This is a genomic window from Agrobacterium sp. lyk4-40-TYG-31 (assembly GCF_030209855.1).
In the GTDB taxonomy this organism is placed as follows: Bacteria; Pseudomonadota; Alphaproteobacteria; order Rhizobiales; family Rhizobiaceae; genus Agrobacterium; species Agrobacterium vaccinii.
Map to the genome: position 1 here is coordinate 47303 of NZ_JARVRE010000007.1, position 25502 is coordinate 72804.

A 25502-nucleotide genomic window follows, 5' to 3' on the forward strand; every position below is an offset into this window, starting at 1 on the left:
GCGCCGTCTCTCTTGCCGATTGGAGCCTGTATGCGTGGAGGCCGAATACTCTGGGGCCAGATCATTGTGGTGTTCACCATCGTCGTGGTGATGGTCTGGGCTGCAACGCAATGGGTGGCTTTCCGGCTCGGCTTCCAGCCCCAGCTCGGCGCCCCCTGGTTCGATATTGCCGGATGGCCATTTTATTATCCACCTGCCTTCTTCTGGTGGTGGTTTTCTTATGACGCCTATGCGCCCGGCATCTTTACCGAAGGTGCGTTCGTCGCCACGTCCGGGGCGGTTCTTGCAATAGCCGCCGCCCTCTTCATGTCGATCATCCGGGGACGGGAAGCCCGCAATGTCGCCACCTACGGTTCGGCGCGATGGGCCGAGGATAAGGAAATCCATGCGGCTAGATTACTCGGCCCGGATGGCGTCGTGTTGGGGCGGCACAGTAAGGATTATCTGCGCCATGACGGCCCCGAGCATGTGCTGTGCTTTGCCCCAACCCGATCCGGCAAGGGCGTTGGCCTCGTCGTGCCGACGCTGCTGACCTGGCCGGGAAGCTGCATTGTCCATGACATTAAGGGCGAGAACTGGAACCTGACCGCAGGCTTCAGGGCCTGTCATGGCCGCGCCCTTCTGTTCGATCCGACCAATGTGCATTCGGCAGCTTACAACCCGCTTCTGGAAGTGCGGCAAGGTGAATGGGAAGTCCGTGATGTTCAGAACATCGCAGACATTCTCGTTGATCCCGAAGGCAGTCTCGACAAACGTAACCATTGGGAAAAGACCTCGCACAGCCTGCTCGTCGGCGCGATCCTGCATGTTCTCTATGCCGAGAAGGAAAAGACACTGGCTGGTGTCGCCAATTTCCTGTCAGATCCTCGCCGTCCTGTAGAGGCGACCTTACGCGCGATGATGGACACTCCGCATCTTGAAGAAGCCGGGGTGCATCCCGTCATTGCCTCGTCTGCGCGGGAGCTTTTGAACAAATCAGAGAACGAACGCTCCGGCGTGCTTTCGACCGCCATGTCGTTTCTCGGTCTTTACCGAGACCCGATTGTGGCCCGCGTGACTGAACGCTGCGACTGGCGCATTGCCGATCTGGTCGGTGCAAGAGAACCCGTAAGCCTCTATCTCGTCGTTCCGCCTTCGGACATCAACCGCACCAAACCGCTCATCCGCCTCATCCTCAATCAGGTGGGGCGGCGTCTGACTGAGGAACTGGAAACGTCCGGCAAGCGGCATCGGCTGCTGTTGATGCTGGACGAGTTCCCCGCACTCGGACGACTGGATTTCTTTGAATCGGCGCTCGCCTTCATGGCTGGCTACGGTCTGAAAGCGTTCCTGATCGCCCAATCCTTGAACCAGATCGAGCGCGCCTATGGCCAGAACAATGCCATCCTCGACAACTGTCATGTGCGCATTGCCTTTGCGGCCAATGACGAACGTACTGCCAAGCGGATCAGCGATGCGCTCGGCACGGCAACCGAAATGCGCGATTCCACCAACTATGCCGGCCATCGCCTCGCGCCATGGCTGGGGCACCTCATGGTGTCTCGTCAGGAAACGGCGCGTCCACTGCTGACGCCCGGTGAAATCATGCAGCTTCCACCCACCGACGAGATCGTCATGGTGGCGGGGGTGCCGCCGATCCGTGCTGCCAAGGCACGCTACTATGCTGATGCGCGGTTTCAGGAGCGGGTGATGTCACCGCCCGATCTGCGCAAGCAGCCGGTGAAAATTACCACATCGGCGCAGGACGACTGGACAAGCCGCGTTGTTGCGGCTGCGACCGGCAATGTCTCCGCCTCAGATACATCCGATGACGATCCGGCCAATGCAGGTATCCGGCGTGAACCGGAACTGCCCGAGCATGAGGAAATCATCCCGCCACCTCCACCACCATCGCAGGAGTTTGATTTTCTCGATGATGAGCCGGACGTCGATGCCGCCAAGGCCCGTGCTATGCGCCAGCGTATGCGCATGGTCGCGCGGCAGGCGTCGCTTGACCCAAATGACGGCATCGAGCTTTGAGAGCGGAGACAGGCATGACGACGCGCACCCGCATGAATGTCTACTTCGATCCCGCTCTGCTGAAACAGGTGGAAGCGCTCGCCTTGCGCCGCAATGTCTCGAAATCCGCAGTGATCGAGGCGGCGGTAGCATCCTTCATGTCAGGCGATACGACTGAGCGACTGGAAGCCGCCATGTCGCGCCGCCTGGACAAACTTGGCCGTCAGTTCGACATACTGGACGAGGATATCGCCGTGCTGGGTGAAACCCTTTCGCTATTCGTACAATTCTGGCTGACCCTCACGCCGCCGCTGCCCGACAGTGCAAAACAATCTGCGCGCATCAAGGGAAACGAGCGCTTTGAGGGCTTCATGCAGTCGCTTGGTAAGCGTCTCGCTACCGGTGATAGGTTTCTCAAAGAAATATCGCACGATATGGCTGCGCTACACGGCACCCCACTGGGCGATAAAATCGAAGGTGACGGCGATGGGGTCTAGGATTGCAACCCGTCCTATTCACCGCCAGGCTCCGCCGATGGCCGCACGCGCGTAAACATCTGTTGAAACAGCCCAAAATCAGGTTCTTTTAATCGACCCCGATCCGGGGCCCGTCTTTTGCGCGCCCGTCATGAACGGGGCCGCTATGACTGCATCACATCAAAAGCCGGAAACGATTGCCCGTGGCGCGCGGATGCTACGCACCGCTCTTGGGGCTTCCATCGCCCGGTTTTTGGAAGATCCCGGTGTGGTTGAGGTGATGCTGAACCCGGATGGCCGTGTCTGGGTGGACCGTCTGTCCGAAGGGTTGGCCGATACGGGGGAAAAGCTGTCTGCCGCCGATGGTGAGCGCATCGTGCGTCTCGTCGCCCATCATGTTGGTGCGGAGGTTCACTCCCGCGCACCCCGCGTCTCGGCTGAGCTTCCCGAAACCGGCGAACGGTTCGAGGGGCTATTGCCGCCTGTCGTCGCCGCACCTGCCTTCGCCATCCGCAAGCCTGCCGTCGCGGTGTTCACGCTTGATGACTATGTGACCGCCGGGATCATGACTAGCCTTCAGGCGGAGGTGCTGCGCCTGAACGTCGCCACGCGCGCAAACATCCTCGTCGCCGGCGGCACCTCCACCGGCAAAACGACACTGACCAACGCGCTGCTGGCCGAGGTGGCGAAGACCTCGGATCGCGTCGTCATCATTGAAGACACGCGCGAGCTGCAATGTGCCGCGCCCAATCTCGTGGCCATGCGGACCAAGGATGGCGTTGCCACGCTCTCCGATCTGGTGCGCTCATCGCTGCGCTTACGGCCTGATCGCATCCCGGTCGGGGAGGTTCGCGGTTCCGAAGCTCTCGATCTGCTCAAAGCCTGGGGAACAGGCCATCCGGGCGGCATCGGCACCATCCATGCAGGTTCCGGCATCGGTGCCCTGCGCCGCCTCGAACAGCTCATCCAGGAAGCTGTCATCACTGTCCCGCGCGCGCTAATCGCCGAGACGATCGACCTTGTTGCTGTCCTTGCCGGACGCGGATCTTCCCGCCGGCTGGTTGAACTCGCCCGCGTCGATGGGCTGGGGCCGGACGGCGACTACGCAGTCACCCCCGCAACCATCTCGAAAGGAGATCACTCATGATCCGCACGATTTCGCGCGGCTGCCGCATCATGGCAACCGCCACTGCCGCTGTTTCCATCAGCCTGATGCTGGCGCCTGCTGCACACGCTTCCGGCTCTTCCATGCCTTGGGAGGCACCGCTTCAGAGTATCCTTCAGTCGATCGAGGGGCCGGTCGCCAAGATCATCGCAGTGATCGTCATCATTTCTACCGGCCTTGCTCTGGCCTTTGGCGACACCGGTGGCGGCTTCAGGAAGCTGATCCAGATTGTGTTCGGCCTCAGCATCGCGTTCGCGGCTTCTAGCTTCTTCCTGTCGTTCTTCTCCTTCGGCGGCGGAGCGCTCATCTGATGGCGGGCGGCTTCGAACAGCTCGATGCGGTGCCGGGGTTTTCGATCCCGGTTCATCGGGCGCTGACCGAGCATATACTGCTCGGCGGCGCACCGCGCTCCATCGCTATTGTGAACGGCACGCTGGCCGGGGCCGTCGGTCTCGGCCTTCGTCTCTGGCTGGTTGGCATCGCCATCTGGGCGGTCGGTCATTTCCTCGCAGTATGGGCAGCCAAACGCGATCCGCTCTTCGTCGAGGTCGGGCGCAGGCATCTGCGCATTCCGGGTCATCTGTCGGTGTGAGGCGCGGGCATGATGAACATCACCGAATATCGCCGCACCTCCGCTCGCCTTTCCGACTACCTGCCATGGGCAGCCCTGATCGGCGCCGGCATTGTGCTGAACAAGGACGGCAGCTTCCAGAGGACCGCGAAGTTTCGCGGGCCGGATCTGGATTCTGCTGTCGCCGCCGAACTGGTTGCGGTTGCCGGTCGCATCAACAACGCCGTGCGCCGTCTTGGCTCCGGCTGGTCTATCTTCGTCGAGGCGCAGCGTTCCGAGGCCGCAATTTATCCCGACAGCCGTTTTCCAGATGCGGCTTCCGCACTGGTCGATGCCGAGCGCAAGGCCGGGTTCGAGGAAGCGGGTACGCATTTCGTGTCCGGCTATTTCCTGACCTTCCTCTGGCTTCCGCCCGCCGAAGATGCCGCACGCGCCGAAGCCTGGCTCTATGAGGGCCGCGAGCAATCCGGCGTCAATCCATGGGAGCTAATGAGCGGCTTCATCGACCGCACTGACCGCGTGCTGGCGCTGCTCGACGGCTTCATGCCGGAATGCCGCTGGCTCGATGACGCCGGTACGCTGACCTATCTGCATGCCACCATCTCGACCAACCGTCATCGCGTCCGCGTACCCGAAGTGCCAATGCACCTCGATGCGCTGCTGGCCGACCAGCCCCTGACCGGGGGGCTGGAACCGCGTCTTGGCGACCAGAATCTGCGCGTCCTGACCATCATCGGCTTCCCGACAGCGACCACACCCGGCCTGCTCGACGAGATGAACCGACTCGCGTTCCCGTATCGCTGGTCCACCCGCGCCATCCTGATGGACAAGACGGACGCGACGAAGCTGCTGACCAAAATCCGCCGCCAGTGGTTTGCCAAGCGCAAATCCATCGCGGCGATCCTCAAGGAGGTGATGACCAACGAACAATCGGCGCTGGTGGACACCGATGCGTCCAACAAGGCGCTTGATGCCGATATGGCCTTGCAGGAACTCGGCGCTGACGTCGCCGGTATGGCCTATGTCACAGCGACCGTCACCGTATGGGATGCTGATCCGCGGGTCGCCGACGAGAAGCTGCGTCTGGTCGAGAAGATCATTCAGGGCCGCGATTTCACGGCCATGCCGGAAACCGTCAATGCCGTCGATGCCTGGCTCGGCTCGATCCCCGGACATGCCTACGCCAATGTCCGTCAGCCACCGATCTCGACGCTCAACCTTGCCCACATGATCCCGCTATCGGCCGTGTGGGCGGGGCCGGAACGGAACGAACACCTCGGAGCGCCCCCCTTGCTGTATGGCAAGACCGAAGGTTCGACGCCGTTCCGGCTTTCCCTTCATGTCGGCGATGTCGGTCATACCCTTGTCGTCGGCCCGACCGGCGCGGGCAAGTCAGTGCTGCTGGCGCTGATGGCGCTGCAATTTCGCCGCTATGAACGCAGCCAGATCTTCGCCTTCGATTTCGGAGGATCGATCCGCGCATCCGCGCTCGCAATGGGCGGCGACTGGCATGACCTCGGCGGCGGGTTGACCGAGGGATCGGAGGTTTCCGTCTCTCTACAACCGCTCGCGCGAATTGATGACGCTTATGAGCGGTCATGGGCCGCTGACTGGATCGACGCCATCCTGATGCGAGAAGGCATGACCATCACGCCGGAGGTGAAGGAGCATATCTGGACGGCTCTGACCTCGCTCGCATCCGCACCCGTCAATGAGCGCACCATCACGGGCCTTGCGGTTCTCCTGCAAGCCAACGACCTCAAGCAGGCGCTGCGACCCTATTGCATTGGCGGTGCCTATGGCCGGTTGCTCGATGCCGAGGCCGAACATCTCGGCCATGCCGATGTGCAAGCCTTCGAGATCGAGGGACTGGTGGGCACGGGCGCTGCGCCGGCAGTGCTGGCCTATCTGTTTCATCGGATCGGCGACCGGCTCGATGGTCGGCCAACCCTGCTCATCATCGACGAAGGCTGGCTGGCGCTGGATGACGAGGGTTTCGCCAATCAGCTCCGCGAATGGCTGAAGACGCTCCGCAAAAAAAACGCTTCCGTCATCTTCGCAACGCAGTCGCTCTCGGACATTGACGGGAGCAATATCGCGCCCGCCATCATCGAAAGCTGCCCGACACGGCTGCTCCTGCCGAACGAACGGGCCATCGAGCCTCAGATCACCTCGATCTATCGGCGGTTCGGGCTGAATGACCGGCAGATCGAGATCCTCGCGCGGGCGACACCCAAGCGGGACTATTACTGCCAGTCGCGCCGCGGCAACCGCCTGTTTGAGCTGGGTCTTTCCGAAGTCGGCCTCGCGCTCTGCGCCGCATCATCCAAAACCGATCAGACCCGCATCGCCGATCTCGTTGCCGAGCATGGGCAGGACGGTTTCCTCGCCGCCTGGCTGCGCGATCGCGGCGTCGAATGGGCGGCGGAGCTGATCCCCGATCTCACCAATCTCATCCCCCAGACCGAAAAGGAGTCCTGACCATGACGATCCGTCTTTCCCGTTTGCGGGCCATGCTCATGGCGGCAACACTGCTTGCCGCGCCGCTTGCGCTCTCACCCATGCTGACCAGCCCGGCCCACGCACAGTTCGGTTTCGGCCGCATCGTCTATGACCCGACCAACTATGCGCAGAACCTGCTCACGGCGGCGCGCACGCTGGAGCAGATCAACAACCAGATCACCTCGCTTCAGAACGAAGCGCAGATGCTCATCAATCAGGCGCGCAATCTCACCAGCCTGCCATATTCTTCGCTCCAGACCTTGCAGCAGAATGTGCAGCGCACGCAGCAGCTTCTCGCCCAGGCGCAGAACATCGCCTTCGACGTGCAGAACGTCGATCAGATGTTCAGTCAAAAATACGGCAATGTCTCGCTGTCGGCCACCGACACCCAGCTTGTCGCGGATGCCCGTTCGCGCTGGCAGAACACAGTTGGCGGTTTGCAGGATGCCATGCGCGTGCAGGCTGGTGTGGTCGGCAATATCGACACCAACCGCGCCGAGATGTCGGCTCTGGTCGGCCAGAGCCAGAACGCCACCGGCGCCTTGCAGGCAACGCAAGCGGGCAACCAGCTTCTCGCCCTCCAGTCGCAGCAGTTTTCCGACCTGATCGCGCTGATGTCGGCCAATGGCCGCTCGGAAGCGCTGATCGAGGCCGAACGCGCCACCGCCGCCGAACAGGGGCGCGTCCAGCGTGAACGCTTCCTGACGCCGGGATCGGGCTATCAGCCCGGCAACGCGCAGATGTTCGGCAACGGCAACAACTGACCGGACAGGAGGGGCGCGACATGGACGGCAAGATGCTGGCCCGACTGGGCGCGATCATTTTCGTGGCTATCGCCATCACCGCCACGGTGATCGAAATGGCCCGTGAGGATGAACCGGCGCAGAACCGTCCGGCTCCTTCGCTTCAGCCCTCTGCCGATCCGCTGCGCCAGAGCCTGCGCGATTGTCAGCGTCTTGGCAAGGCCGCCGCGAGCGATCACGATTGCCTCGCCACCTGGGCCGAGAACCGCGACCGCTTTCTCGGCCGGACGCCGGTGCCCACCGCCCCGCATCAGAACGGGGGAGAGTGAACCATGGGTGGCACCGGCGTCATCGACTCGTTTCTAGGCGTATTCACCAGCTATATCGACAGTGGCTTTGGTCTGCTTGGCGGGGAAGTCGCCTTCATCGCCACCACGCTGATCGTCATCGACGTGACGCTGGCGGCACTGTTCTGGTCTTGGGGTGCCGACGACGACATCATCGCGCGATTGGTCAAGAAGACGCTCTTCGTGGGCGTCTTCGCCTATCTGATCGGCAACTGGAACAATCTCGCCCAGATCATCTTCGACAGCTTTGCCGGTCTGGGCCTCAAGGGATCAGGCACCAGCTTCTCCGCCGCCGATCTGCTGCGTCCCGGCAAGGTGGCGCAGACCGGCCTTGATGCTGGTCGCCCGCTGCTCGAATCCATCTCCGATATGATGGGCTACTGGTCGTTCTTCGAGAATTTCATCCAGATCGCCTGCCTGATGTTCGCCTGGGCGCTGGTGCTGCTAGCCTTCTTCATTCTCGCCGTGCAGCTCTTTGTCACGCTGATCGAGTTCAAGCTGACCACGCTAGCCGGGTTTGTGCTGATTCCCTTCGGCCTCTTCGGCAAGACCGCCTTCATGGCCGAGCGCGTTCTCGGCAATGTAGTCTCGTCCGGCATCAAAGTACTCGTCCTGGCCGTCATCATCGGCATTGGATCGACGCTGTTTTCACAGTTCACGGCAGGCTTCGGCGGCGTGACGCCGACCATCGACGACGCCATGGCGATCGTGCTGGCTGCACTTTCCCTTCTCGGCCTTGGCATATTCGGTCCCGGCATCGCTTCCGGGCTGGTTTCCGGCGGCCCGCAGCTTGGCGCAGGTGCTGCCGTTGGAACCGGCCTTGCCGCAGGCGGCATGATGCTTGCCGGGGGTGCGGCCGCTGGCATGGCCGCGAAGGGAGGAGCCGCAGCGCTCTCTGGTGAAGCGGCTGCCGTCCGGGGTGGTGCCACCGCCGCAGGTGCAGCGAGCGCCGCCTACAGTGTCGGTTCGCTTGGCCAGTCCGGCGCAGCCAGTGTCGCCTCCGGTCTGGGTGGTGTTGCCCGTGCCGCAGGCTCCGCCGCCGCATCGCCCCTGAAACGTGCCGCCTCGAAGGCATCGGAAAGCGTCCAGTCCAGCTTTTCCGATGGAGCGCGTGCCGGTTTCGGCGTCAGCGGCGGGTCTTCGACGGCTGGAACAGTCGGAGGCGCGAGCGAGGCCGCGAACGCTGCCCCATCACCCGCAGCTCAGGCTGGCGGTTTTCCGGCATGGGCAAAGCAGATGCAGCGCAAACAGACACTCAGCCACGGCACGTCGATGGCCGCCCATGCCGTGCGCTCCGGCGACAGCCATGGCGGCGGCTCCTCCATCAATCTTTCTGAAAGTGACCGCTCATGAACATCTTCAAACGTCCATCGGCCCATTACGGCAAATCGCCCGAACCCGAGACGCCCTATCAAAAAGCTGCCCAGGCTTGGGACGAGCGTATCGGTTCGGCTCGCGTGCAGGCAAAGAACTGGCGCATCATGGCCTTCGGCTCGCTGATCCTCTCGGCCGGTTTCGCCTCTGCCCTGATCTGGCAATCGGCGCGGGGGACGGTCGTTCCCTGGGTGGTACAGGTCGATAATCTCGGCCAGTCACAAGCCGTCGCGCCTGCCGTGGCTGACTATCGCCCGACCGATCCGCAGATAGCATTCCATCTCGGCCGCTTCATAGAGCAGACGCGCTCGATCCCGTCCGACGCCATCATCGTGCGGCAGAACTGGCTGCGTGCCTATGAGTTCACCACGGACCGGGGTGCTGCAACCCTCAATGATTATGCCCGCGCCAATGACCCGTTCACCAAGGTCGGCAGGCAGCAGATTGCTGTCGAGGTGTCGTCGGTGATCCGCGCCTCGAACGACAGCTTCCGTGTCGCCTGGACGGAGCGCCATTACGAAAACGGCCAGCTCTCGTCCACCGAACGCTGGACCGCGATCCTGACCATCGTAATCCAGACGCCGCGCGATGCTGAACGCCTGCGCGCCAATCCGCTCGGCATCTACGTCAATGCAATTTCATGGTCGCGGGAGATGAGCCAATGACCCGCACAATGGTCCGTAACTCCGGCTTGCCGGTTCTTCGTAAACCCGCTTTGGCGGCTTTGTTGCTGTCCGCCACCATGCTGGCCGGCTGCGCAACCAACCGTACCCCGCAGTTCAGCTATGATGCCGATGTACCAGCGCTTCCTGTCGTGCCGGCAGCCGTTACCGATGAACGGCCTCGGCCTTTGCACACGCCGCCGGCATGGACTGTGGCGCGCGGCGGAACCGCTGCCGGAACACCGACTGGCCGCGTCGAGAATGCCAATGCCGCCGCCCGTGTCGAACCGCGCCGGGAAGGCTATTACAACGCCATCCAGATCTACCCCTGGTCGGAAGGGGCGCTGTTTCAGGTCTATGCCGCACCGGGGCAGATCACGACAATCGCGCTTGAACCCGGCGAAAGCCTGACTGGCGCGGGACCGGTTGCAGCAGGTGACACCGCCCGATGGATCATCGGTGATACCGAAAGCGGATCGGGTACAAGCCGCCGCGCCCATATCCTCGTCAAACCGACCCGTGAGGATATTTCTACCAATCTTGTCATCAGCACGGATCGCCGAGTCTATCTCATTGAGCTTCGCGCCCGCGCGGCGCTCTATATGCCCGCTGTGGCCTGGGCCTATCCCGCGCTACCTGCCGGTCAACGCGTGACTGTTCCGGCAGCCCCCATCATCCCTGTCGAGACGGCCCGAAACTATCGTTACGGACTGACCGGTGACACGCCACCTTGGCGGCCTATTTCTGTCTTCGACGACGGCCGCCGCGTCTATGTCGTCTTCCCGCGCGGCATCGTGCAGGGCGAGATGCCGCCGATCTTCGTCATCGGCCCCGAGGGCGAAACGCAGATCGTTAACAGCCGCATTCACCAGAACATCCTGATCGTGGATCGCCTGTTCGGGGCAGCTGAGTTGCGCCTTGGCAGCGGAGATCGCCAGCAGACCGTCAGGATTGTCCGCATCGAACAAAGGCAGGCGGCCCAGCCCGCAAAGACCGGGGAGAACCCGTCATGAGCGAAGAGACGACCACCAATGCGCCTCCTATGCGTCTGCGCGCCGAGCCGCCGCGCGTGACCCGCCTATCACGCAAGATGCTGGCCGGCGTGGGTGCCGTCGCGCTCCTCGGCATTGGCGGTGCATTGATCTATGCCCTCCAGACCCGCGACATGAGTGGAAATGGCGAGGAACTCTATTCGACCGAGAACCGCCCCACAGCGGATGGACTGTCCGGCCTGCCGCGTGACTATACCGGCCCCGTCCTAGGACCAGCTTTACCGGGAGACCTCGGCGGCCCGATACTCGATGCGCAGAACAGGGGGCAACCCGTTACGCCGCCCGTAATGGTGACGCCAACTCGTGATCCTGCCGAGGAGCGACGTCTCGCGGAGGAAGAAGCCGCACGTCTCAGCACGGTGTTTTTCCAGTCGGGGCAGCGATCAGCGACGACATCTGGCTCCAGTATGCCGGGCCTCGCTGGCCTTAACCTTGGCGGTCAGCCCGCCACGCAGGACCGGCATGCGGCATTTCTGAATGGGCCGGTGGACCGTCAGACCGTTGCCGCAGACCGGATCATGGCGCCCGCGTCGCCCTATATCCTTCAGGCAGGGGCCGTGATCCCGGCAGCCATGATTACCGGCATCCGTTCCGATCTGCCTGGACAGATCACGGCGCAGGTGACCGAAAATGTCTATGACAGCCCGACGGGCAGCCTGCTCCTGATCCCGCAAGGAACGCGGATCATCGGTCAATATGACGCCGGTGTGACCTTCGGCCAGCGCCGTGTGCTTCTGGTCTGGAACCGCCTGATCCTCCCCAATGGCCGCTCCATCGTGCTGGAGCGCCAGCCCGGTGCTGACGCTTCCGGATATGCCGGTCTGGAAGATGGCGTCGATTACCACTGGTGGGATCTGATGAAAGCGGCGGGCCTGTCCACGCTGCTCGGCATCGGTACGGAGCTGGCGACCGACGACGAAGACCGCCTGATCCGCGCCATCCGCGACGGGGCGCAGGACACCATCAATCAGGCTGGACAGCAGATCGTCCAGCGTCAGTTGCAGGTTGCCCCAACGCTGACCATTCGACCGGGATACCCGGTCAGGGTCATCGTGATGCGGGATTTAGTCCTCGAACCTTACCGGAATTGACCGTGACAAAGCTGAAACTTGGGCCACTCGTTGAAGACAAAGCTGTAAAGGTCACGGTGGAATTGCCGGGAACGCTCCACCGTAATCTCATCGCTTATGCAGAAGTGCTCGGCCGCGAAAGCGGCCAACCCGCCGCCGATCCCGTCAGGCTGATCGTGCCGATGCTGGAGCGATTCATCGCCACCGATCGCGGGTTCGCAAAGGCGCGCCGCGAGAGCGGCAGGGAACAGTGATTGAAAAAGATCTCAGATATCGGCGGATCGTTTCGGCGGATCGTCCTCTTCTTACGTTGGATGTCAGCACTTGCTGGAGTAGCCACCTTTGCTGATGCGGTGTGAGCAGCCGAAGCGAGTATTTTGACGAGCTGCATGTTCAAGCCAATTCGCTAGCACGTAGATAGAGCGTGAAACGGACCAGACTTATTGGTCTTCTTCCTGTTCGGGCGGAGGCAGCACCCAGCCATCGGCCTGAAAAAACGTCAGAACCTCATCGTATTTGTCGGTACGGCGCACGCCGCGGACATGCTGATAAAAGCGATCGCGCGCATCCGGGGTTGGCTGCTCGGCCGCTTCCGCGTTGCGGAGAATTTCAAGTAGCAGTGTGTCGGTTTCGGCAGCGTCCCAGTTTTGACCGTTCTCGATGATAGCATCGAGAAGCTGATCGATCTGGTAACTGGCCAGACGACCGGCGAATGGGGAGATCAGGTCGCGAAAATTGGCTTCTGAACCACGCCAACTTCCGGACTCCTGATATAGCGTGACCGCGCGAGGCCATAGGTCGACGAGCGGCTGCATGGCGATTGCATTGGCCAGGTGCTCCCCATTCAAGGCCGCGATCAGGGCGAGGAGTGGCGCGCGGAAATGCGGCAGGGTTACGCCTGGGAGGATGCTGTAATCTGTGATGGTGGTGGCATCGGCATTATCGATTGTCGCTTGCAGGGCCATCCGCGTCGGTTCCAGCAGAAGCGCCCAGAAGTCTGGGAAGGAGGCGATAAACGCGATTGCGCGAGGTCTGTGTTGGGGGGCGAGGCCGTCGATCAGCCTGACGATGATGGCGGAGATGTCTGGCCATGACGGGGCGGCGCGTTCGCGCACCGCAACGAGGGAAGAGGTGATCTTACGCTGTTGGGTTTCCCATTGAGCCGGCACGCCCTTGAGCAGGGATTTCGCTAGCACCGTACCGAAATTGCGGATGTTCTGGGTGCGGACGCGGGCGAGATAGCGCTGTTCGACATAGTCAAGAATGCGCGCATGAGCGGTAGGGAAACCGGACGATTGCACATCGATGTCGAAGAGGTCGAAGATCGCCTTGCCTTGCAAGGGTTCCTGCGAGAGGACGAGATCGACCGCATTGACCAGATGAAGGCGCGCCAGTTCCGGCGACGGCTCGAACAGTTCAGCTTCTGCCGAGAACGCCGGATGGGCGCAGAGATGCCTGTCTTCGCGAAGGCGTGCCAACTGATTTTGGGCGATGCGGTTGACGACCTGGGTGTTGGCAGTCGCATCTTCGAGAATATCCGCCTCAAGTTGAAGCAGCTTCCTGATGTCGGCTGCGGCGGTGGCGTTATCCCAAGCGGTGATGAAGGTCGTCGCGGCCGCATCGCCCATGGCGCTCAACTCCCGATACTTGGCGATAAGGTCATAGACTAGGGCAACCCAAACAGACGTCAACGAAGCGCGCAGCGCACCCGCCTTGTAGGCCTTCACCGCGTCGAGAAAGTAGATTTTCGATTGGGGGTTACGAATTTTGGTCATTAAAATATCGAGATCAATAAATCCGGAATCCACGGCGCTCTACCTCAGAAATGCGATGTCGAATGAGACTAAATTATCTACGGATTTGCGTATCATCTATCTTTAATCGCGCTGGATAAAATGATTTCTATTGGTCTTTCGAATTACTGATAAAGCGCCTTTGCCTCAATGCCGATTTGAACAATCTCAGTATCCAGAAAGGCGTAAACAGGCAGCTCCGGAAAAGCGGCGCACACCTCCTTGAGAGTGATTTGCTGTGGCATCACGATTTCGGCGGGCATGATGGTGGCGTTGTAGTCGGTCAATTGCGTGAGATCGACGATCTTGGCGACTTCGAGAGGCGGGTCCTGGAGGTTGATAAAGACGCCGATGGTGTCCGCGTCCATCACGGTCCATTCGTTATAGTCTGTCGAATTGGCGAAGGTGTCCGTGACAGCCTGCCGGGAGTAGGGTGTGCCAAGGCCCGTTCGGCGGCCGTTCTTGTCCCGGACGGTGCCGGCATCAGTCGAGTGGGCCGACGTAATTGAAGCGATGGATCGTGGCTTGAGCACAATGCCGATAGAGCCGAAGGTCTTGCAGTGGCCAGGCCAAATCACAGAACAACTCACGTCACCGACGCCGGTGTCGCAAACCTTGATGGCATCGCGCAGGTCGTCGGGAAACAGGCGACCGTTCAGCCCTTCGTCGCCTTTCCCTGGCCGGGAGCAATGCACGATGAGCGCGTTGCGTGAGCTCAATAGGTCGATGAGTTCCTCATAGGGCATAGCAAATCCTAAATATCGTTAGATGCCGAATGGCTGTCGCGGGCCGGGCCACTCGTCGCCTTCCATCTGGAGGGCGAGATCAGCCCCAGTCAGCCGCCGAAGGCTTGAGGCGGCGACGAACTGCACGCCGAGGGCGAGTTTCACGACCTGAAGCCGCTTTAATCCGGCAGGCTTGTACCGGCTTTCGACATAGGGCGGCAGTGCGCCGACAATGGCCTGAACCCGCGCATCATCGCGGTGGGGGTGTCCTTCCGCCATACGAAGAGCTATTGACGATAGATTGTGGCCATTCTTGCCTTTCCGGAAGGAATCCGGGTCGGCGCCGTCGTGGACGAGGGATGCCTTCATCGAGAGTTCGGCAACCATGCAAATCGGCTGAATGACCGAGTCGTGGCTGAAGGAGGTCGGTAGCGTGTTGGCAATGTCCTCGATGTTGGACCGCGCCATGTGCCATAATGTAGTTGCCGCCGGTACTGCGTGTTCGATTTCGCTCAGGCCATTGGTGAAATCGTGGAGGTCGGCGACCGAGAAAGCGACGTTCCCTGCAATTGTTCTATCCTGTCTGCACCAGATCCACCATTCCTCAACGCTGGCGAAGCCCGCGACCTGCCAGGGCTGGAGCGAGACTTGGCCAAACACGACCGGGAAGGTCAGCTTGCGGACCTGATCGACGGAGGCGGCGAAACCTATCCCGGCTCCTGGCCAGTTGGTATCGACCTCGGGCATCATGGCGGCATAGGCGTCCATGATCCGTTTGACTTCGGGGTTCCCGCCGACGCCGATGACGAAGCTGGAGCCGAGGATTTCTGTCGCGGCCCGGAATGGCCGCTGATGGATATGGATACCTTCCTCTGCATATCTTAGATCGAGGCGGCGCAGATCATCCAACGTCCATGAACTCATGCTCGATCTGCCTTTGCTGCTAAGCTCCGTTTCCGTTCTTGCTCGATGGGAGTGGGAATAAGGTCGAGTGGCCCAAAACCGCGTAGGCGCAACTGCGAGAATTTTTGACTAGAAAGGTCAATGTCGAGTTCTGACGTGAAGGGAATGAGATAGGTACTGGCGTCGAAACCGTTGAAATTTATGCCCCCAGCCTTCAGCGCCTTGAAGACCTTGCATGTAGCCGAAACAAAAATCGGCATAAGATCGAGATATACTTGATCTTCGGGGAATCTGTGCTGCGAATGGAGAGCGCGGATTTCTGGCAGCCCCAGTTGAGAATCGATCACCGTGAAACGGTTGGTCGCTTTCGCGCCTTTCACGGAGAGGTCCAGATATGGTGATGCGCGAGAAGGATCGAGGCGCGCGTCCAGATCGTCCAATCTTACATGATGGGACATTAGGATCGGAGCGCCGTGGGTCGTTGGGTGGCTGGCCAGCAAAAAGGATGCGCCGAGCCAGGGTTCCAGTCCACCGCGCTCTAGGTGCAAGCGTCGATTCAGACTTATGAAGAGTGGGTGATCGCGGTGATGGATTGCATTTCGTATGGCGATCATCAGGGCGGTGTCCCCATGATCGAAATAGGGAAAGAGATTCTTGGAGACATCATAGAGCGTATGGAACGCCTCAAGCTTCATCTCGAAGCCACGATCGACGTTATCAATCGCTTCTTCGGCGTCGATCTTTAACAGATCGCCAAAACGGCTTTGCGCTTCGACATAAATTCTCATGGTGTTTGCGAGCTTGCTGACCGCATTCTCGACGATTTTGCTGCTATCCAAAGGCTTATCCTCGCCGATACTCGGCTTGTCAGCCGTTTGGTTCCATCACGGCTAATTTCGTAAATAGGGCGTGCCGCAATTCAATCTGCGAGCCGGCTGGACGAGTATGCCGCGTTCGGAAGCGCTCGATGGTGTCGATCGACGCAAGTGGCGTGGGGCCATCAATGAGTATGAGGGGCGAGTGGCTGGCGATGGCGGCGGCAAGCCGCTCCTGCGCAAAGCTCACATCTCCGTCGAGCACATAACCAAGCATACAGCCCACAGGTAGCTGCTCAGCATATTGTTCCTTAAGAAAACGCATCATGCCCTGGGTCACGTAGACCGTAGCCAGGGAACTGCGACTTCCGGCGTTTATCACGTTGAGCCGCTTGCACTCATAGGCCAGATAGCGCTCCCGTTCCCAATCGAAGAGAACGGCGATGTCGATGATGCCCTTGCTGTATTTCGAACCATCCGCCGCAAGCCCGAATGGTTCGAACTGATACTCGACCCAGTGGCATAGCCGACGTACCACCGCATCTTTCGCTAGACGGTCGACGAGGTTGATGGTGATGTCATCTTCCCCAGGCTGTGCGGGAAGAATGGCCATACAAGCTGGCCAAGCTGCGGCGATCCTCTCCAAAAAACGATCATCGAATGAAATAAAGTTGTCAGCCCATCCCTGCACATCGCCGATCAGCATCAACCGGCACCCCGCTGGTTCGGCACGGCGATTGCCTGCTGGAGATCCAGTGCTATTCCATCGGCATCGGCAAGTGCCGTGGAGCGTAGCCAGAAGCGCATCTGCATCGGTTTGATCAGGTAGAGACAATCACCGACGAAAACCCGCAGGTCCGGGATTAACTGGAAGTTGCCATCAAGTGGCCGCTGGATATGCGCTGCCAGTTGCTCAAGAACGGCGCTCAGTTCTCCGTCTGCATCTTCGGCATAGTCTTCCTGACCTCCCAAGCGCAGCCGAAGGATCGCCAGATCTGCCCCGCGCGCCATAAGGCGAGCATCGATTTTCTTGCCGTTGAACCAGTCGGCCAGGCTGGCTGACAGGGTACGCGCATATTGCGCCCGTTGCGGTTCGTCCGGCGCGCCCCACAGCTTCGGGAAGTGACCTTCATGGGGCTGAAGCGCGGGTAGGATCGCCTCGACGGTGTCGTCGATCAGAGCAATTTCGTCAGGTGACAGACAAAAATACTGGTACGCTAGACGATCAATTGATCGAAGAATCTCACCCTCATCGACCTGTATCGAGAAATGTTGGCGGGAGCGCTCGCGTGCGTCATCCACGATGGCAATCAGCTCAAGAGCAGCTTGCTCGGCGGCACCCTGATCGGGAACATCAGCGGGTGACGGAAAAGGCAACCGCAGTAAGTCGGCTTGCTTGACCTCCGGGCGATCGGATCCGAACGACGCGGTGCCATGGAAGGCATACCAGACCGCGATACGACTATTGAGTATCGCGGTTAGAACTTTTGCGCGGAGACTTTCCCCAGCGGGCACAACGATCGCCTGCAATATATCCTGAAAGGTTAGAGATTCATCGCAATAGGCAGCCCGGAGACGGTTTTGCGACGTCTCGACCCCTCGCGGGATGAGGATGCGCGTGCCCTTGAACCCAGCCTCGAATCCCCGGCGACGAACCGTTGAGGAGGGGGCTGGCTGCAAGCCTTCGGTAGCCTGAGCTAGGCGCGAGTAAGCAGCGATTGGCAAGTCCGGCAATTTGCCGACGTAATCGCTCGCGAGAGGAGGCGCGTCGCTTTCGCTGTCCTCATTGTAGGGCTGATAGCCTTGCCCGATCACCCAACGGTCGCCCGGCTCTTCGCGGCGACGGCTAAGGCTGCCAAAATCGCTGACCAAAGCTCCCAGTTTGGGGAGCCGCGCGAGGTAGCCGAAGAGCTTGGCCTCTGGTTCGCGCATCCATAACCGCTGCTTGAAAATGAGCGGATTATCCAGAACCGTGCCGACGCTAAGCATGGCCTTGTCGGTGCTGCTTAGGGTGATGACGCGTTTGATCCGAAGATTGAGGTCGGCCTTCGGCGCCCAGTAGTCGAAACGATATGGGAAACCGTCCGTCTTGGCGCTGCCGTAGATGATCAGAGCGGTGGGGCGGTGGGCTTTCTCAAAAAGCTGAAAGCGAAGGTCCGCGAAGTTGATGACGCGGCGAACCTGAGATTTCCGAAAGAACGCGTCGCGTGCATCGACCGAGTTCTGGGCATGGTTGTGCAAAAATCCCATTGCCGGCAACAGGAACGCGATCAGTCCCCCATCGGTCAGGTGAGAAAGAGCTTTCCAACTGAAGGCCCAGGCGTCCTCGCCGCCGGGCATGGGGTAGCCCGTCTTTTTGCTCCACTTCACGGAAGAGCGCGCCAGGCCGCGGCGGCTGGTCCATGGCGGATTGCCGATAATCACCTCGCACTTAAAGCTGTCCGGCGACACCTCGAAGAAGTCGCGGCAGACAAGCGTCTTGCCCCAGAGTTCGGGCAGGAGCTTTCCTCGCGTGATGAGCTTGCGGATATCGCGGGGGGACACTTCTTCGAGCAGTGCAACGTAGAGCGAGAATACCGCGACGCGAACCGCCCCGCCATTCAGATCCCAGCCGTGAATCTGGCTCAGTAAAGATAGCAGAGTCTTCCATGAGATCGTCTGCGTCTTGTGTTTGGCGCGCCAATGCTCACACAGCCGCTGGAACGAGCGGACGAGGAAGACCCCCGAACCGCAGGCAGGGTCTAGAAAATTTCCGGTTGTCCGAGTTGCGCCCGGCAGCATCTCCCAGACTTGGGAAACGACCGTGTCGGCGAGAAACATGGGCGTGTAATAGGCGCCATTGGCGCGGCGCTCGGCCTCACGTTCACCGAGAAAACGGTCATAGACGGCGCTGACGAGCTCGATCGGGATATAGCGGAAGTCATAACCCCAGAAACGCTGCTGGCCCGAGTTCGCCATTTCTTCACGCCCCGACCGAAACCGGGCCAGAATTGTCAGGTGGGCGGACGTGACCTCCGGGGCCTCGCCCATCGGCTCGAATGAGCAGGGGGCGACAAACAGATCGCCATTGAAATCTGCATGGAGCGTTCGGAAGAACGACCTGAAGAGGTCAACGTCGCCTGTTTCCAGTAGCGCCGAGAAGCTGTCGGAGCTTTTTTCGGATACCGCCGCAAAATATGCGGGTGTGACGATCTCACGGTCCTCAAGATAGGCGATAAACATCGCCTGTATAAGCAAGGCTTGCGCGGCATCGGGGGCGAGCGCGGCAGCTTGCAGGAGGCTGTGGGACGCATTGAGATTATCGAGCAGAACCTGATCGATACGTTCCTTTGGCGGGAAATACTCGCCGTAGTCCTTCCACAGGCGCCCAGATTCTGCACCATAAATGAGATTTTGAAATCTTAGGGCTTCGGTCGTCAGGCTGAGGCTATCAATGAGGCAGCGTGTCTCGAAGGCATCGCCCGGATCGCTAAGCGGAGTACGCGCGAGCGAAAACGCTCTGAGCGTATCTTCCGCGATGACCAGCAAGAGGCTTGCCAGGCCCTGGTTCCACAGCGCACCGTGAAGATCGATAACCGCGGCGCGATCATAGCTGTCGGCCTCCAAGATAGCGACCGTGGGAACGCCTTGGACGCAGAACATCGCGGACACGCCCATTTCATTGAGGGCGGCCCGGATGGCCGGAGCATGTGGAACGTCGCTTACTGCGTCGGCTGACTCGTAGAGTTCAGGCGAGCGCCGATGTGTTAGCCCCAGGCGGTCTTTCCACTCCGGCGCCAATGCGGATGCCAGAGAGGAGGTCATGCTCGTTTACCGCGCCGTTCCGGTTGCATGGCCACGGAAGTAGGGGGGAACTGAAGATAACCTTGTACTTGATCGACTTCCGTCGCGGTAAGCGCCGAGCGCAATCGGGCTATTATGGGCGCACACGGTACGCATAGAGTGGTTGCGTCCGGCGAGCGACGTTGGGCGACATTTGCATCGACCAGGCGAAAGCTGCCGGCCTCGATCAAGGCGACACAATGCTCAAGCGAAAGCCACGACCGCCCCCGGCACTCCTTGAACAATTGATCGAAACGATCGCCGACCGTGCCCACGCGCACACCGAAATCTCTGACGAGTTCGGCAACAATCGCCATAGCGACAACATCCCCCGGCGTGAAGCTGGGAGCGTGCCCTTTGTGCGAAGCCAGCGCGGGGATGGCATCCCGCCACGTGCGGAATGCATCCACCGAAATGGACAGAAGTTCACGAATCTGACTTTGAGTGTAACGCATTTGGCCATTCTAGTACGGAGTGGCGCCCATATCAACACGGGGTAGACCCCATATTTGTTCCTTTTTCGTTTCTGAAAGTGTCGAAGGTGAAGGTGGCGGCTATGGTGTTGCTGGACTTGTCAGCATCGATCTTGATTTCCCGCTCTTGAGTTTGGTCAATCCCTTCGGTGCGGTTAGTCGATACGATGCTCACGCGGCACCAATTCTCGACGCATTTTTGCAAAGCATGTGGGTGATGGCAGGAAGGAGAGGGTATTTCCGGCTACTTTGCTCATTCCTCACCTCTGCCGGTACCAAACGGCCTAGATGCCCACTCTTAGCGAGTGTCGGTATCGGTAGTTGCGCGCCCCCGCAACCAAAAATGGTGACAACTTCCAGTCAATCTAAACCGCTCGAACGCGCCCAAGTGCAAGCTTCTCACTGAGATCCCTGAACCCATCCGCCATAACAAGGTGGCCTAAGCCGCTTGTGGGCGTCTCGCGCGCATATGAAAATTATCAGCAGTACCAATGATTTGTTGAACGAGCTTTGCCGTCGATCCAAGCTGCGCGATGTTTCGTCCGAGCTGCTAGCTTGATCAGTTTTTCAAATTGTTCAGCCGCAAACTTCCGAGAAAACCATCCTACATGGCGGCGATTGATGATGACGAAACTTGGTACTCAACGCTCGCAGGAAGTATGGTCGCTTCTCTGCTAAACATTGTCCGGTCTAGCAACGTTTGGCCCAACGAGATCGGCTGACTCTATGCTGGTTAGATGCACTAACCCAATCGCGAAACAACGGAATCAAAAAAGGCCCCGAACTGAGTTCGGAGCCCTTTTTATGATCGAGGCCATTATGCCCGATCAATCACGTCTTTGACTTTTTCCTTCGCGTCGCCCTTGGCCTGCTGTGCATGACCCTTGGCTTCCTGGGCCGCGCCCTTAGCTTCCATCTCGTGGTTGTCGGTTGCGTCGCCTACTGTCTGGCGAGCTTCGCCAGCGATTTCGTTGGCCTTGCCTTTAACCTTGTCCATGGTGCTTCCCATTGTCGTTCTCCTTATATGAGCTGTATTGCTCGATTGGTAAAACAACGGGTTAGGGCGTGTTATGGTTCCTTGGAAAATTTGTTGGCCGCTTCCATTTTGCCAATCCCGATCTGGTTGAAGGTGGCACAGTCGAACGCCATCGCCCCATTGGCAAGCGCTTGATCGAAGCTTCAGGACGTTCTTGGCTTGGCCTTTCGTTTACCTGTAGATAATGGCGCTGCTTCCTCAAACGGCATATCGCGCTGCATTGCCTCGACCCGCCGTATTTTGGCGCTGCCGATGTGGCGGCGCATCATGATTTCGGCGAGGTCGGCGTCGCGGTCGGTGATGGCGTCGTAGATGCGCTTGTGTTCGACCACGGCGCGTTGGCGCAGAACGAGACTGTCGTTGCGGCTGCGATAGAGACGGAGCAGCGGATAAAGTTCTTCGCAGAGCAGTTTTATCAGCAGGTCGTTCTGGCTGGATTGCGCGATCTGAAAATGAAAGTCCCTGTCGACAGTGCCCAGTGCATTATGCTGACCGGGCTCGAGTCCTGCCAGCCCGGCTTCGTGATGCTCGATGGTTTCGCGCAGCTTGAGGAAATCGGCTGACGTCATCTTGACGGCAGCTTCGCGAGCAGCGAGGCCTTCCAGCATTTCGCGCACGGAAAACAGCGAAGATAGTCGTTCCGGTGTCGCTTCGGTCACGCGTGCGCCCTGGTTGGCGGTGCGGGTAATCAGGCGGCGCTCCTGCAGGCGGTGCATGGCTTCGCGAAGGGGGCCGCGGCTGACACCGAAACGTTGAGCCAGTGCGGGCTCGCTGATTTTCGAGCCGAGCGGAATTTCGCCCAGAAGAATGGCCTCGGTCAATTGGTGGAAAAGTCGTTCCGCCAGTGTTCCTTCCACTTCCATAGCGCGGTCCTGAATGCCTGCGCCCAGCGTGTCGATGCGATCCATGCTCAATGCCAACCTTGTTTATCTCGCGCGATACTAGCGCATCGGCCCGAAGACCGGAATGGATTTTCGAAGGCGGATGCGTCGATTCAATGACTTAGAGTGTCATGACCGATCATCTTTCCCTGCAAGAAGACGGTGAATGGAGGGCCCCGCTAAAACAACGTAAATGGTGCGGAAGACGTGGCAGGTCACGACGAAGGCCACCTCGATGTTCGCTGCAAAGGCGATGATGCTCATCTCGGCAAAGCCGCCGGGCGCAAAGGCCAGGAACAGCGCGGCAAAGGGTTGGTCAACGAGGACGCTGGTGATCTCTGCCGCTCCAAGTGCCAGAGCGATGAGGATCGATGTCCAGAAAACGCCCTGCATCAGCGCAAGTCGTGCCTCGTGAAACTTGATGCCGGCAAATCGAGCGCCGGTGATGCAGCCGATGACGACCTGCATGCCCGCCACTAACCACGCGGGCGGTGCAATGGCGGTCAGGCCGGTGCCATGGGCGATGGCACTGAATAGCAACGGCATGATCATGATGCCGCCGAATGACCGCAGCGGTCGCCCGACCAGATATCCGAGGCACGCGCACAGGAGTAAAATCAGCCAGTCGACTGCGCTGGCAATGGCGTGATCACCGAGAGGTGCAGCACCTTTTACCAGATTGACATCGGTCATCAGCGTCAAAAGAAACGGCACGGCAGAGACGACGATGATGATGCGCACGGAATGCACAAGCACCAGCTTGCGAATGTCGGCGCCGAACTGCGCACCCAGCAACGTCATCTCTCCCAGCCCACCGGGCATCGAGGCGAAAATGGCCGTCGAGCGGTCGTAGCCGAGCAAGCGAAAGAAGTAGAAGCCGCAGGTCGTCACCAGCAGAAAGAACAGGATCAGTATCGGCACCAGCATCCACCAGCCGGTGATAGTCTGGACGACCAGCGGCGTAAACGCGCTTCCGGCCATAACGCCGATCACCGGGCGCGCACCATCGCGAAAGATTGTGGGTAGAACTCGGCTACGGTCGTAAAACGAAAGAAGGGCCGCACCGAACATCGCCCCCAGCGTCCAGGGCAGGGGAAGATGGAGCAGGCGGAACAGAATTCCGCCTGCCACCCCAGCTGCCAGCACCAGCCCGACAGTGAGGATTTTTGCCCTGGGAGGCATCAGTTCGCAGCAAGACCTAATTCGCCGAGGATTTCCTTGGCGCTGTCGGTCTCTTTCTTGATGAAGGCCTGATAGTCGGCCTCGTTCATATACATATCCAGCCAGCCGCGATCCTGAAGGATTTGCTTCCAGCGTGGCGTGTCCTTCATTTTCTCCACGAAGGCGGCAATCGTCTTGGCCTGGGTAACATCGAGGCTCTTGTGCACCGAAATGCCACGCCAGTTGGCGAACACGACGTCAACGCCGAGTTCACGCAGAGTAGGGGCATCTACGCCCGGCAGGCGCTCCGGTGCGGCAACGGCCAGAATTTTCATCTTTCCGGCTTGCACCTGTGTGAGGAAGTCCTGCAAACCGCCGCCGACAACAGTCGCCTGTCCGTTCAGCGCCGAGACGACGACTTCACCGGTGTTCGGGTGCGGAATGAAGTTCACCTGTTTCGGCTGAAGACCGGCCTGCTTTGCCAGGCGTGCGAAGAAGATGTTTTCGGTCGATCCCGGCGATCCGCCGCCCCAGGCCACGCTGCCCGGATTGGCCTTGAACTTGTCCATCAGGTCCTTGAACGAGGTGAGCTCGGAGTCGGCGCGGGTTGCGATGACCTCATATTCACCCGCCAATCGCGCCAGCGGACGCACATCTGCCAATGTCACCGGGGTCTTGTTGGTCAGCGGGAAGAACACCGTTCCGGCACCCTGCACGACAACGGCGTTGCCATTGCCTTCCTTGCTGGTCACGAATTGCGAGATGGCGACAAAGCCGCCACCACCTGGGATGTTGGTGACCTTGACAGATGGCGCCAGCTTTTCATGGCGCACCGTATCTTCGATGGCGCGTGCCACCTGGTCCAGCCCGCTGCCCGGTCCGCCAGGCACGGTTACGTCTAGGGTTCGGATGTTTTGTGCCGCGACGGGTAGTGCCGGCAAGGCAAGCGTGGTGGCAAAAGCTGCCAGTAACAGTCTGCGTGATATCATCGAAGGTTTCCTCCCATGTCGATGGTTTCTGAAGAGTGTGTGGTGGAGCGCCCATTATGGCGCTGGACGAGGCGTGTTGCCTCCTCCCGAAACTCGATTTCACTGGCCATCATGCCATTGAGATTGACGAGTTCATTGTAGTCATCCAGCCGCATAAGCCCCGTCTCCACTGAAGACAGCGAGCCTGCCGTGGCAAGCGAACGCAAGGTCGTATCGACCGCGTGGGCAGCGGCAAACAGCGCGATGGATGGCATGCTGATGGTGGCCACGCCCTGCGCCTTCAACTCGGCAATGTCGGTAAAACGCTGCTTGGCTGCCTGAGACAGGGTTGCGGCGAATTCGCAGGGGATTTCCTGCAGGCAGCGGGCAATTTCCTCCGGCCTGTCGACGCCTTGTGGTTTGGCGAGGTCTGCACCCGCTTCGAGATAGAGCTTGCAGCGCATGATCGCTTCATCCAACCCGAAATCGCTGCGGCTGTCGGTGCGCGCAATGATGACCAGATCGGGATCGCGGCGGGCGGCGACGGCGGCGCGTATCTTGGCGATCATTTCCTCGACGGAGATCACGTCCTTGCCCGGCAGATATCCGCAGCGGTTGGGAAAGCTCTGGTCGCCGATCATGATGCCGGAAACGCCTGCCGTTTCAAAACTGCGCACCATCTGGGTCACATTGTGCACATCGCCGAAGCCGGTATCGGCATCCACGGACACGGGCACGTTGACCGCCGCGCAGATGCGACCGTAATGGTCAGCATAATCGCGCATGTTGGACTGCCCCATATCAGCGCCGCCCAGCATGGTGCCGATGGCGGCAAAGCCTCCGCCACCGATCAGCTTGAAGCCTGCGCGTTCGGCAATTCTGGCAGACAGGGCATCGTAAACGCCGGGCATGATGTGGCCTGCGCGCTCACGGATGAGTTTTCGATATTCGGCTCTCAGCGACAT

The 25502-nt window shown here is 60.0% G+C and carries 25 protein-coding genes; 13 read left to right on the forward strand and 12 right to left on the reverse strand.

Going from position 1 to position 25502, the window contains the following annotated elements; all coding sequences use genetic code 11:
• Nucleotides 1-30: 30 nt before the first annotated feature.
• The 13 genes from QRN55_RS15350 to QRN55_RS15410 all read left to right on the forward strand — a co-directional run bounded on the left by QRN55_RS15350 (nt 31) and on the right by QRN55_RS15410 (nt 12214).
• A complete protein-coding gene (locus QRN55_RS15350; RefSeq protein WP_284777366.1) occupies nt 31-2019 on the forward strand; it encodes a conjugal transfer protein TraG in 1989 nt (662 codons plus the stop codon).
• A 14-nt stretch (nt 2020-2033) separates the two neighbouring features.
• Nucleotides 2034-2495: a ribbon-helix-helix domain-containing protein gene (locus QRN55_RS15355; RefSeq protein WP_284777367.1), complete on the forward strand. Its 462-nt coding sequence runs from the start codon at nt 2034-2036 to the stop codon at nt 2493-2495.
• A 145-nt stretch (nt 2496-2640) separates the two neighbouring features.
• Nucleotides 2641-3621 (forward strand): P-type conjugative transfer ATPase TrbB, encoded by a 981-nt coding sequence (gene trbB / locus QRN55_RS15360; RefSeq protein WP_284777368.1) that lies wholly within the window; start codon nt 2641-2643, stop codon nt 3619-3621.
• Nucleotides 3618-3950, forward strand: a complete 333-nt coding sequence (locus QRN55_RS15365) for a TrbC/VirB2 family type IV secretion system protein (RefSeq protein WP_284777369.1) — start codon at nt 3618-3620, stop codon at nt 3948-3950. Before trbB ends, QRN55_RS15365 begins: the two co-directional genes overlap by 4 nt.
• Nucleotides 3950-4231 (forward strand): VirB3 family type IV secretion system protein, encoded by a 282-nt coding sequence (locus QRN55_RS15370; protein ID WP_009450537.1) that lies wholly within the window; start codon nt 3950-3952, stop codon nt 4229-4231. Before QRN55_RS15365 ends, QRN55_RS15370 begins: the two co-directional genes overlap by 1 nt.
• A gap of 9 nt (nt 4232-4240) precedes the next feature.
• Nucleotides 4241-6691 carry a conjugal transfer protein TrbE gene (gene trbE, locus QRN55_RS15375; RefSeq protein ID WP_284777370.1) on the forward strand — a complete coding sequence of 817 codons (2451 nt, stop codon included), beginning with the start codon at nt 4241-4243 and terminating at the stop codon, nt 6689-6691.
• Between the two features lie 2 nt (nt 6692-6693).
• Nucleotides 6694-7476, forward strand: coding sequence for a P-type conjugative transfer protein TrbJ (gene trbJ / locus QRN55_RS15380; protein WP_284777371.1), 783 nt, complete (start codon nt 6694-6696; stop codon nt 7474-7476).
• Nucleotides 7477-7496: 20 nt separating this feature from the next.
• Nucleotides 7497-7784: a putative entry exclusion protein TrbK-alt gene (gene trbK-alt, locus QRN55_RS15385; RefSeq protein ID WP_284777372.1), complete on the forward strand. Its 288-nt coding sequence runs from the start codon at nt 7497-7499 to the stop codon at nt 7782-7784.
• 3 nt (nt 7785-7787) lie between these two features.
• Nucleotides 7788-9155: a P-type conjugative transfer protein TrbL gene (trbL, locus tag QRN55_RS15390; RefSeq protein ID WP_284777373.1), complete on the forward strand. Its 1368-nt coding sequence runs from the start codon at nt 7788-7790 to the stop codon at nt 9153-9155.
• Nucleotides 9152-9841 (forward strand): conjugal transfer protein TrbF, encoded by a 690-nt coding sequence (gene trbF, locus QRN55_RS15395; protein ID WP_284777374.1) that lies wholly within the window; start codon nt 9152-9154, stop codon nt 9839-9841. The genes trbL and trbF overlap by 4 nt, the downstream gene beginning before the upstream one ends.
• Nucleotides 9838-10851 (forward strand): P-type conjugative transfer protein TrbG, encoded by a 1014-nt coding sequence (gene trbG / locus QRN55_RS15400; RefSeq protein ID WP_284777375.1) that lies wholly within the window; start codon nt 9838-9840, stop codon nt 10849-10851. The genes trbF and trbG overlap by 4 nt, the downstream gene beginning before the upstream one ends.
• Before the next feature lie 29 nt (nt 10852-10880).
• On the forward strand, nt 10881-11981 hold the full coding sequence (locus QRN55_RS15405; RefSeq protein ID WP_502871334.1) for a TraB/TrbI/VirB10 family type IV secretion system protein: 1101 nt from the start codon (nt 10881-10883) through the stop codon (nt 11979-11981).
• A 2-nt stretch (nt 11982-11983) separates the two neighbouring features.
• Nucleotides 11984-12214 carry a DUF2274 domain-containing protein gene (locus QRN55_RS15410; RefSeq protein ID WP_284777377.1) on the forward strand — a complete coding sequence of 77 codons (231 nt, stop codon included), beginning with the start codon at nt 11984-11986 and terminating at the stop codon, nt 12212-12214.
• A gap of 186 nt (nt 12215-12400) precedes the next feature.
• Here QRN55_RS15410 and QRN55_RS15415 read toward each other — a convergent pair whose 3' ends face one another.
• The 12 genes from QRN55_RS15415 to QRN55_RS15470 all read right to left on the reverse strand — a co-directional run bounded on the left by QRN55_RS15415 (nt 12401) and on the right by QRN55_RS15470 (nt 25502).
• Complete coding sequence (locus QRN55_RS15415) at nt 12401-13735, reverse strand: hypothetical protein (RefSeq protein WP_284777378.1); 1335 nt, start codon at nt 13733-13735, stop codon at nt 12401-12403.
• Between the two features lie 143 nt (nt 13736-13878).
• A complete protein-coding gene (locus tag QRN55_RS15420) occupies nt 13879-14499 on the reverse strand; it encodes a hypothetical protein (protein WP_284777379.1) in 621 nt (206 codons plus the stop codon).
• A gap of 18 nt (nt 14500-14517) precedes the next feature.
• On the reverse strand, nt 14518-15402 hold the full coding sequence (locus tag QRN55_RS15425) for a hypothetical protein (protein WP_284777380.1): 885 nt from the start codon (nt 15400-15402) through the stop codon (nt 14518-14520).
• Nucleotides 15399-16220, reverse strand: coding sequence for a hypothetical protein (locus QRN55_RS15430; protein ID WP_284777381.1), 822 nt, complete (start codon nt 16218-16220; stop codon nt 15399-15401). The genes QRN55_RS15425 and QRN55_RS15430 overlap by 4 nt, the downstream gene beginning before the upstream one ends.
• A gap of 28 nt (nt 16221-16248) precedes the next feature.
• The gene (locus tag QRN55_RS15435; protein ID WP_284777382.1) at nt 16249-16902 is read right to left on the reverse strand and encodes a hypothetical protein; all 654 of its coding nucleotides are present in this window, start codon (nt 16900-16902) and stop codon (nt 16249-16251) included.
• Nucleotides 16902-20000, reverse strand: coding sequence for an HsdM family class I SAM-dependent methyltransferase (locus QRN55_RS15440; RefSeq protein WP_284777383.1), 3099 nt, complete (start codon nt 19998-20000; stop codon nt 16902-16904). The genes QRN55_RS15435 and QRN55_RS15440 overlap by 1 nt, the downstream gene beginning before the upstream one ends.
• A complete protein-coding gene (locus QRN55_RS15445; protein WP_284777384.1) occupies nt 19997-20473 on the reverse strand; it encodes a hypothetical protein in 477 nt (158 codons plus the stop codon). Before QRN55_RS15445 ends, QRN55_RS15440 begins: the two co-directional genes overlap by 4 nt.
• Nucleotides 20474-21308: 835 nt before the next feature.
• On the reverse strand, nt 21309-21500 hold the full coding sequence (locus tag QRN55_RS15450) for a CsbD family protein (protein ID WP_111841667.1): 192 nt from the start codon (nt 21498-21500) through the stop codon (nt 21309-21311).
• A gap of 170 nt (nt 21501-21670) precedes the next feature.
• Complete coding sequence (locus tag QRN55_RS15455; protein WP_284777385.1) at nt 21671-22435, reverse strand: GntR family transcriptional regulator; 765 nt, start codon at nt 22433-22435, stop codon at nt 21671-21673.
• Nucleotides 22436-22537: 102 nt separating this feature from the next.
• Entirely contained in the window at nt 22538-23590 is a 1053-nt protein-coding gene (locus QRN55_RS15460; RefSeq protein WP_112501769.1) for an AbrB family transcriptional regulator, read from the reverse strand.
• Nucleotides 23590-24558: a Bug family tripartite tricarboxylate transporter substrate binding protein gene (locus tag QRN55_RS15465; RefSeq protein ID WP_284777386.1), complete on the reverse strand. Its 969-nt coding sequence runs from the start codon at nt 24556-24558 to the stop codon at nt 23590-23592. Before QRN55_RS15465 ends, QRN55_RS15460 begins: the two co-directional genes overlap by 1 nt.
• Nucleotides 24555-25502 carry an isocitrate lyase/PEP mutase family protein gene (locus QRN55_RS15470; protein ID WP_284777387.1) on the reverse strand — a complete coding sequence of 316 codons (948 nt, stop codon included), beginning with the start codon at nt 25500-25502 and terminating at the stop codon, nt 24555-24557. The genes QRN55_RS15465 and QRN55_RS15470 overlap by 4 nt, the downstream gene beginning before the upstream one ends.

What these genes read in the sequence shown, in the direction of transcription:
- QRN55_RS15350 (WP_284777366.1), top strand. Translation starts at nt 31, where the DNA reads ATGCGTGGAGGCCGAATACTCTGGGGCCAGATCATTGTGGTGTTCACC.
- QRN55_RS15355 (WP_284777367.1), top strand. Translation starts at nt 2,034, where the DNA reads ATGACGACGCGCACCCGCATGAATGTCTACTTCGATCCCGCTCTGCTG.
- trbB (WP_284777368.1), top strand. Translation starts at nt 2,641, where the DNA reads ATGACTGCATCACATCAAAAGCCGGAAACGATTGCCCGTGGCGCGCGG.
- QRN55_RS15365 (WP_284777369.1), top strand. Translation starts at nt 3,618, where the DNA reads ATGATCCGCACGATTTCGCGCGGCTGCCGCATCATGGCAACCGCCACT.
- QRN55_RS15370 (WP_009450537.1), top strand. Translation starts at nt 3,950, where the DNA reads ATGGCGGGCGGCTTCGAACAGCTCGATGCGGTGCCGGGGTTTTCGATC.
- trbE (WP_284777370.1), top strand. Translation starts at nt 4,241, where the DNA reads ATGATGAACATCACCGAATATCGCCGCACCTCCGCTCGCCTTTCCGAC.
- trbJ (WP_284777371.1), top strand. Translation starts at nt 6,694, where the DNA reads ATGACGATCCGTCTTTCCCGTTTGCGGGCCATGCTCATGGCGGCAACA.
- trbK-alt (WP_284777372.1), top strand. Translation starts at nt 7,497, where the DNA reads ATGGACGGCAAGATGCTGGCCCGACTGGGCGCGATCATTTTCGTGGCT.
- trbL (WP_284777373.1), top strand. Translation starts at nt 7,788, where the DNA reads ATGGGTGGCACCGGCGTCATCGACTCGTTTCTAGGCGTATTCACCAGC.
- trbF (WP_284777374.1), top strand. Translation starts at nt 9,152, where the DNA reads ATGAACATCTTCAAACGTCCATCGGCCCATTACGGCAAATCGCCCGAA.
- trbG (WP_284777375.1), top strand. Translation starts at nt 9,838, where the DNA reads ATGACCCGCACAATGGTCCGTAACTCCGGCTTGCCGGTTCTTCGTAAA.
- QRN55_RS15405 (WP_502871334.1), top strand. Translation starts at nt 10,881, where the DNA reads ATGCGTCTGCGCGCCGAGCCGCCGCGCGTGACCCGCCTATCACGCAAG.
- QRN55_RS15415 (WP_284777378.1), bottom strand. Translation starts at nt 13,735, where the DNA reads ATGACCAAAATTCGTAACCCCCAATCGAAAATCTACTTTCTCGACGCG.
- QRN55_RS15420 (WP_284777379.1), bottom strand. Translation starts at nt 14,499, where the DNA reads ATGCCCTATGAGGAACTCATCGACCTATTGAGCTCACGCAACGCGCTC.
- QRN55_RS15425 (WP_284777380.1), bottom strand. Translation starts at nt 15,402, where the DNA reads ATGAGTTCATGGACGTTGGATGATCTGCGCCGCCTCGATCTAAGATAT.
- QRN55_RS15435 (WP_284777382.1), bottom strand. Translation starts at nt 16,902, where the DNA reads ATGCTGATCGGCGATGTGCAGGGATGGGCTGACAACTTTATTTCATTC.
- QRN55_RS15440 (WP_284777383.1), bottom strand. Translation starts at nt 20,000, where the DNA reads ATGACCTCCTCTCTGGCATCCGCATTGGCGCCGGAGTGGAAAGACCGC.
- QRN55_RS15445 (WP_284777384.1), bottom strand. Translation starts at nt 20,473, where the DNA reads ATGCGTTACACTCAAAGTCAGATTCGTGAACTTCTGTCCATTTCGGTG.
- QRN55_RS15450 (WP_111841667.1), bottom strand. Translation starts at nt 21,500, where the DNA reads ATGGGAAGCACCATGGACAAGGTTAAAGGCAAGGCCAACGAAATCGCT.
- QRN55_RS15455 (WP_284777385.1), bottom strand. Translation starts at nt 22,435, where the DNA reads ATGGATCGCATCGACACGCTGGGCGCAGGCATTCAGGACCGCGCTATG.
- QRN55_RS15460 (WP_112501769.1), bottom strand. Translation starts at nt 23,590, where the DNA reads ATGCCTCCCAGGGCAAAAATCCTCACTGTCGGGCTGGTGCTGGCAGCT.
- QRN55_RS15465 (WP_284777386.1), bottom strand. Translation starts at nt 24,558, where the DNA reads ATGATATCACGCAGACTGTTACTGGCAGCTTTTGCCACCACGCTTGCC.
- QRN55_RS15470 (WP_284777387.1), bottom strand. Translation starts at nt 25,502, where the DNA reads ATGTCGCTGAGAGCCGAATATCGAAAACTCATCCGTGAGCGCGCAGGC.